The sequence below is a fragment of the Moorena sp. SIO3B2 genome (assembly GCF_010692525.1).
Lineage (GTDB): Bacteria > Cyanobacteriota > Cyanobacteriia > Cyanobacteriales > Coleofasciculaceae > Moorena > Moorena producens.
The window spans coordinates 1-7,673 of sequence record NZ_JAAHHE010000292.1; the positions used below are offsets into that span (position 1 = coordinate 1).

Below are 7,673 nucleotides of genomic sequence, written 5' to 3' on the forward strand. Positions count from 1 at the left end.
AGGGAATGACCACCTAATTCAAAGAAGTTCTCTTGCAAGCCAATTTTATCTAAACCGAGGACATCTTGCCAAATATTGACAATTACCTGTTCTACCTCAGTTTGAGGTAAGGCTAAGGCTGTTTCCTGATATCCCATAATTCTTAGAGACTGTCCTACTGTCTCGATTAAAGGATCAAATTCTCCTGCTTCAAATTGCTGCTTTAACTTTTGACGTTGAATTTTTCCAATTGCTGTTTTAGGAATAGATTCCTTACCAACCGGTAGGAGATAATCGGGATTAATTCCTATATTTTGAACGACAGCACCTCTAATTTTTTTTATTAGTCCTTTGAGAACTTCTGGATTGGTCTCAATATTTGCTTCAACCGCACTAAAGAAAATCGCAAGTTGATCTGATGAAGACGAATTCGTTTTACCTTGTATAGCGCAGGCAGCTGTGAAGGAAATTTCAACTCCATCCACTTCTTCCACTACTGCTTCAATTTCATGGGCAGGGTAATTAACTCCATTGATCAAAATTACGTCCTTATCTCGCCCTGTTAAAACAAGATATCCATTCTCTAGATAGCCTAAATCCCCCGTCCTAAACCAGCCATCCGCAGTAAATGCAGCTTGATTTATCTCAGGGTTTTGATAGTAACCACTAGTGACTGATGCCCCTTTAACTTGGAGCTTACCGATCGCACCTTCATGAACAATTTCATTATCATCATTAACAATTCGCAGACAAGCACCAGGAATAGGAAGACCCAAACCAACAAAGGGCATGTCATCTGAAGTATTACTGAGTGAAAATTGATCGGACCAAGTAATGCCTCCAGAGGTTTCTGACATGCCAAAAGCTGGACGTAATACCGTTTCTGCTAATCCTTGTCGCTTCATTAATTTCAAAAATCTACGAGCGACTTTAGGCGAAATTTGTTCTCCTCCATTCACTAAGAAACTGATCGATGACAAATCCCATGACCCTGCTTCAGCATCTTGAACCAAGTCATTAATGAGGGAATATGCAAAGTTTGGTCCCCAAGAGATTGTTGCTTGATGTCGTTCAATCAAAGCTAACCAATGGAGTGGGTTTTGCAAAATATATTTAGTTGGTGCATGAACTTGTTGGCAGCCTAGTTCTACGGCCATAACGTTCAGCATAATAATCCCCCCCACGTGATCTAGGGGCATCCAATTCAAGGTTACCGCCTCAGAATCGAAGTGATTCATCTGGATCGTGCCTGCAGACTCACTCAAAATATTTCTATGGCTCAACATGACTCCTTTTGGGAGTCCAGTACTGCCAGAGGTTAACAAAAGCAAAGCCAATTCATCTGGTTGCCCTCGGTAAATTTCTTGAGTTGGATCTTGCTTCCTTAGATCTTCAATGACACCTGTCTGAAAATCCCTCAAATTTAGATGAGTTGATAGAGACCGAATCTCAGGAGCAAGCTCTCGGTTGGTTAATATCAGCGGATGCTCTAGCATCTGCCATGCATTGTGTAACTTTTTAGTTACATTATTTAATTGCTGGTAAGTAGGGGCGATAGATAGAGGTACAGGAATAAATCCACCTAATAGACAACCCCAAAAGGCTGGAATAAAATCATGTCCTTCTTCCAATTGCAATATCACCTTATCTTGTGGTTTAAGACCCCATTGTCTTAACCCTGCCAATATCCTTTTGGCATCTAATAGTAAGTCTTGATAGGATTGGTATTGTTCTGAGCCATCCGCCTGAATATATGTAATTCCTTTATTCGTTAAAGCTGCTCGCGGTAACAGATCGCATAGAAGTGTTGGAGAATTTGATGGGATATGTAATGAACCACCAAAGCTGGTGGAAAGTTTATGATTTACCTCATCATAGTTTTTTTGATGTATACCCATAGGATTATCCTTCATGCGTTTAGTGCCACTTTTCAGCAATCAATTACAATTCTACCTCGATGATCATAAATATATTAATGCACTTTACTTGCCAGCAAATCCCTCTCTAAGATAGACGATAGTGTTTTTCGATCGGTTTTTCCAGAGGATAGCTGAGGAAATTTTTCCATAACGACAATCTGCCTCGGCACCATATACTGTGGTAATTCTTGGTTTAAATGCTCTTTTATTTGTTTCAATGCACTATCTTTTGATGTCTCATTTGCCAACATCAGAGCCGCAGCCAACATTTTTTCTCCATACTTAGATTCTAGCGTCACTACCTCTGAATTTTCCACCCAATGGAATCTATTAATGACTTGCTTTATTCCGTTGAGGTGAACTCTATACCCACCAACATTTACTTCATTATCATTCCGTCCGACGAAGAAGAGGTTACCATCTGCTAGGTACTTACAAATATCGCCTGTTTTGTAGCAAGTTGTCCCCTTGAATTCAACAAGTCTTTCTTTACTTTGCTGCTCCCGGTTCCAATAGCCCGCCATGACCTGAGTGCCACCGATCAAGAGTTCTCCTGGTATTTCTGGATCGTAGATCTCCTGATTCTGCTGATCTACTAGATATAGCTTAGCATTTTTCAACGGTTTGCCAATAGGATATAGCTCGCGACGATTTGGATCTCGATCGCGGATGATATAGGCTGCACAAGCACAAGTTCCCTCAGTCGGTCCGTAGCCATTGATAATTTTTATGTTCTCACCCTTTCCCAACCATTTTTGGATCACTTTGATATCGGGAACATCTGCACCAGTTAGAATTGTTTTGAGATCTTTAAGGATAACATCGTCGAACTCTTTTGTTTGCGCAATCAAGCCTAACATTGAACCGAAAGCAGCAAAATGAGTTACTGAGTTATTTTTGATTACCTCAAACAGCAACTCATGTAAGACAACATCACTATATAAATATAGCCAGGCTCCTTGGTAAAGGGGAAATAGTATATCTATTACTGATGCATCAAAATGAAAAGGTGAGAAACTGACACAACGTGAATCTTCATCTACATCATAAAACTCTCGAGTTCCCTCAAAAAAATCTATGACACTGCCATGCTTAATCAATACTCCTTTAGGATCTCCAGTTGAGCCCGATGTATAAATGCAATAAGCAATATCTTCACTTTCAATTTGTGGCAATCTATCTTTTTCCTCTACTGTGCTGTCGGTGATTAGAGGGTGTAATTGCTCGATTAGAACTATTTTCACTTCCTGCGGAACATTTTCGCTGACCAAATGCAATAATTCTTGGTCTGTCAATATCACACTAGGAATAATTTCTGTAATGATTTTATTAAGACGATTGACAGGCATCTTACCATCTAGGGGCACATGGATGCAGCCTGCCTTAAATATGCCCAGTATACCAACCATGAGTATAGTCTGCTTACTGGCTAGTACCACTACGCGATCGCCTTTTTGACAACCCATCTCGATTAACTTTCGTGCAAAGCGGTTACTAGCTGCCTCCCAGACACCATAGGATAATTCAGTTTGTCCATCTGTTATTGCACATTTATGAGGAGATTTTTTACTATGTCTTGTCACAAGATTAGCAATGTTTTTACCCATGGTGATTTCATCCTTTTATATGATGGTTAGTAAGCTATGATTTTTGCAATGCTACTTTCGTCGAACAATTATCATTAGCCTTAATATATCGCTGTAATTCTGTGCAGATAGTGTTAAGCACTAACTCTTCTGCACTGTGCAGGAAGAAATGGTCTCCAGGGAAAGTATATAGTTCAAACTCCCCCTTAGTTTGTTCTTGCCAACTATACATACCGCTCTTACTAACAAATGAATCTTCTGTACTATATAAAGCAATGATCCGGCAGTCCAGTGGCTCTTCATCTTTATAAATATAAGTTTCTCCCAGTTTGATGTCCGATCGGAGGCGTGGAAGCAGCAACTCAAACAATTCCTCATTTTGAGCAATCACTTGAGGTATCCCGTTATAATCGCGAATTGCTTGAGCAAATTCATCATCAGGCAACTGGTGCATATTTGAGGATTCTTTTGGTCTTAGCTGGGGAGCATCAAACCCTGAAACCATTAGAAATTGGGGTTGTCCGAGTTCTTGTTGACGTAATAGCCTAATCAAGTCGAAAGCAATCAATGCACCCATGCTATGACCCATAAAAGCAAAGGGTTTGGACAGAAACGGCGACAACTCTTGAGCTAGTACAAGATTAATGTCCTCAATATTGGACATTAACGGTTCATAACAACGCTTTTCCCTGCCTGGTAACTGAATTGCGACTAACTCAACTTCATCAGGGAGCGCTCTCGACCAATCCTGGAAAATAGAACCCCCTGCACCTGCATAATGAAAGCAAAATAAACGCATCTTGGATGCCTCACATTTTGGGGTTTCATCAAAAATTAACCAGGATGAATCATCTGTTTGCATTGGCTTATAACTAATATGTTGCCATGAAGGTATGCTAGGAGGTTCCTTTCTTAGAGAGCCAGTCAAGAAACCGGGGTTCTTTTGAGGAAATACTGATATTTCCTTGTCCTCCTCATGGGAAACCCGGTTTGCCGAGAATACTTGACAAATTCTCTACAGAGGTTGTCTCACTTTGTTGTGTTTGTAAGTATCTTCCCCAGCCACTAGAACAGTTGAATAGCGATCCAGCATAAACTTTTCCCCAAAGTGCTCAAAAGAATCCCAATCTGGATATACTCTCACATCTGTTGATACAAAGCGTGTTGACCAACCGTAACGTATCGATGATTCAGAGGTATTTGGTTCAGAACCATGCATACAGCGAGAGGTAAACAGGAAAAATTGACCCGGTTCCATCTCCAAGTGTACCGCTTGGGATTCATCTGGTTCCCAATTTGGATCGAGTTTCAGTTTATCGTAGTCATAGCCATAGAAACCTGATTTTTGGCCTTTGGTGAGTTTTTGGTTGATATTATCTGGCTCAAACTTAATGTTCCGATGTTCGTCAAAGTACCAGGTAGTGTGAGTACCAGGCATGACTTTCATACAACCATTTTTTCGAGTGGCTTCACTGAAGGTTACCCAAGCAGTCAGTTCCCAAGGTCCATCGTGAGACTCAGTAGGAACCAGCTTCGACTCTCCCTCAAATTCTACGAAGCTTTCTGCTTGATGCCAGTCTGTACCTTCATCACCCGGATATTTGGGAAACCACTCTGTTCGCCAGCACAGTACATTTGGACCCAAAATACTACTAACACGATCAACAACTTTTGGGTGAGAGATGATATCATTGAGAGCCTTGATATCAAGATGGCGATCATAGTTCATTTTGTTGTTTGGGAAAGGAGCCGTTTCCTTGTCCAACAGATCCATCTTGATACCATACCATAACTCAAGCATCTCTTCTGGTGGGAAGAGAGTAAAAGGTCCAATATAGCCATTTTCCTGAAAGAATTGTTTTTCTTCCACAGAAAGATAGTATCTGGGTTCAGCAGTGATAGTTTTCATTCTTATCTCCCTTGTTTCTCTTGAAGTGGTCAAATACTTCTGCAACAAATCTACTCAGGTTACTGTCCCAAAGGTCGTCTAATTTTGTTGTGTTTGTAAGTATCTTCCCCTGCTACCAGAACAGTTGCATACCGTTCTAAAGGAAATACTTCTCCAAAGTGCTGAAAAGATTCCCAATCTGGATATACTCTCACGTCTGTGGGAACGAAGCGTGTTGACCAGCCGTAACGTATCGATGAGCCAGAGGTATTTGGTTCTGAGCCATGCATACATCTAGACGTAAACAGAATAAATTGACCCGGTTCCATTTCCAGGTGTACCGCTTGGGATTCATCAGGCTCCCAGTTAGGATCTAGTTTCAGTTTATAGTAGTCATAGCCATAGACCCCAGTCTTTTTACCCCCAGTGAGTTTTTGGTTGATCTTGTCTGGCTCAAACTCAATGTTACGATGCTCGTCAAAGTACCAGGTATTGTGAGTACCGGGCATTACTTTCATACAGCCATTTTCTCGGGTGGCTTCACTAAATGCAACCCAAGCAGTCAGTTCCCAAGGTCCATCGTGAGACTCAGTAGGAACCAGCTTTGACTTGCCCTCAAACTCGACGAAGCTTTCTGCTTGATGCCAGTCTGTTCCTTCATCACCAGGATATTTGGGAAACCAAGCCGTTCTCCAACATAGTACATTTGAGCCCAAAAGACTGCTAACACGGTGAGCAATTTTTGGGTGAGAGATAATATCACTCAAAGCCTGGATATCCAGATGACGGTCATAGTTCATTTTACTGTTAGGGAAAGGTGCCGTTTCCCTGTCCAAAAGATCCATCCTGATTTCGTTCCACAACTCCAGGATCTCTTCAGGTTGAAATAGAGTAAAAGGTCCAATATAGCCATTGTCTCGAAAGAATTGTTTTTCTTCCACAGAAAGATAATAACTGAGTTCAGCTTTTGCCCTAGTTTTCATCTACTTTTTTACTCACCGATAAAGTTAACTGCTAATGTGTTTGCTCTCTGACCGCATCAATTTCTTTACTCAGTTCAGCAATTGTTGATTTGTGCTTATCAAAAAACCACCGAGCTTTGATGCTAACCCCCATCTTTTCTGTTACCTGATTAACCACTTCAACCAAATTTATTGAGTTCCCCCCGATATCCATAAAGCGATCTTCTATACTGATTGTCTCAACACTGAGAACGTCTTTCCATATTTCAGCAAGCTGCTTTTCTGTTTCTGTCTGGGGAACCACGACATCAGAAATGGGTAGTTCTGTTGAATTACTCATCTATTTATCCTGATTTATCTATCTATAAGAGATGTTAAAAGTGCTTGTCACATCTCTGGACTAACCTTTTTAAGTAAGGAAGAGTGTTAAGGGGAGTTTATACACTTTGCTTATTTATAGCGTTTATCGTGATTATGATGTACAGCGCAATTTCAGGATTATCCCCGTACAACCCCCTTAAATATTGGCTTTTGCCTTTTGCCTCTTGCCTGAAAATGATAAGCTTTGTCCTCATGAATATGAGAATTGCTATATCCATTTTTCATGGTATCACAGAGCCAGCCAAAAATAACAAGATTATCTTATCAAAAAATATTATGAATATTTTTAATAGTATAGAAAAACATTATGAAAGCACCGAAAAAAAAACGTCGAGGGTTATTCAAGGTAAACGCATCTAAATTTGTATCAAAATTTACATTCAAAAAGTAAACAATAATACCAAAAATCTAGAATTACCCTGTAGACATCTCCAGGAATTGCAAAGCAGTTCTATCACTAGCTTTGAGATGCTTGCGATCATTAACAAAAATGACAACTTTCAACGAAAAAATAATAGTTATTAAGCTTTGTTAATAATAAATAATTAACCTAAAAAATATAAACTAAATATGTAAGCATTCAGCCGTCAGCCATTCGCGTTCGCGAAGCGTCGGCTTTGCCGAAAGCTTGGCCTATGGCCAAGGCCAAGGCTCACGCTGCTTGAGGTGGTTATTTTATTCAAAAGCACCTCAGAGCTGATTCGTAAACTCGCTGTAATGAACCTATCCCACTAATATAATTTTAGTAATCCACATAAGCTGTTGCGCATTTAAACTGTGATAACAGCATTGCCTTTGTTTTTTATTTTTCGTACCCATTTTATAATTAACCCTCCTTCATTTAAAAGATGATTTAACAAACATTCTAATTCTTCAATTGATTTGAAAACTCGATTGGCAATATATTCTTTTGCTGAATGCCAAACCAATTCAATTAAGTTATAATCAGGACTATACT

General features: G+C 40.0%; 6 protein-coding genes and 1 pseudogene. All 7 read right to left on the bottom strand.

Translation table 11 applies throughout. The features are described 5' to 3' along the window. Nucleotides 1–1,877, bottom strand: a 1,877-nt coding sequence (locus tag F6K38_RS31505) for an AMP-binding protein (protein WP_287359003.1), incomplete at its 3' end; no start/stop codon positions are given. A gap of 74 nt (nucleotides 1,878–1,951) precedes the next feature. Beyond that, nucleotides 1,952–3,505 carry an amino acid adenylation domain-containing protein gene (locus F6K38_RS31510; protein ID WP_008178620.1) on the bottom strand — a complete coding sequence of 518 codons (1,554 nt, stop codon included), beginning with the start codon at nucleotides 3,503–3,505 and terminating at the stop codon, nucleotides 1,952–1,954. Nucleotides 3,506–3,539: 34 nt separating this feature from the next. Then, on the bottom strand, nucleotides 3,540–4,346 hold the full coding sequence (locus F6K38_RS31515) for a thioesterase II family protein (protein ID WP_008178622.1): 807 nt from the start codon (nucleotides 4,344–4,346) through the stop codon (nucleotides 3,540–3,542). A gap of 153 nt (nucleotides 4,347–4,499) precedes the next feature. Beyond that, nucleotides 4,500–5,393: a chlorinating enzyme gene (locus F6K38_RS31520; protein WP_008178624.1), complete on the bottom strand. Its 894-nt coding sequence runs from the start codon at nucleotides 5,391–5,393 to the stop codon at nucleotides 4,500–4,502. Nucleotides 5,394–5,452: 59 nt separating this feature from the next. Further along, the gene (locus F6K38_RS31525; RefSeq protein WP_008178626.1) at nucleotides 5,453–6,355 is read right to left on the bottom strand and encodes a chlorinating enzyme; all 903 of its coding nucleotides are present in this window, start codon (nucleotides 6,353–6,355) and stop codon (nucleotides 5,453–5,455) included. Between the two features lie 31 nt (nucleotides 6,356–6,386). Continuing rightward, complete coding sequence (locus F6K38_RS31530; RefSeq protein WP_008178628.1) at nucleotides 6,387–6,674, bottom strand: phosphopantetheine-binding protein; 288 nt, start codon at nucleotides 6,672–6,674, stop codon at nucleotides 6,387–6,389. Between the two features lie 811 nt (nucleotides 6,675–7,485). Then, nucleotides 7,486–7,673, bottom strand: a pseudogene (locus tag F6K38_RS31535) (IS630 family transposase); the annotation flags it as partial.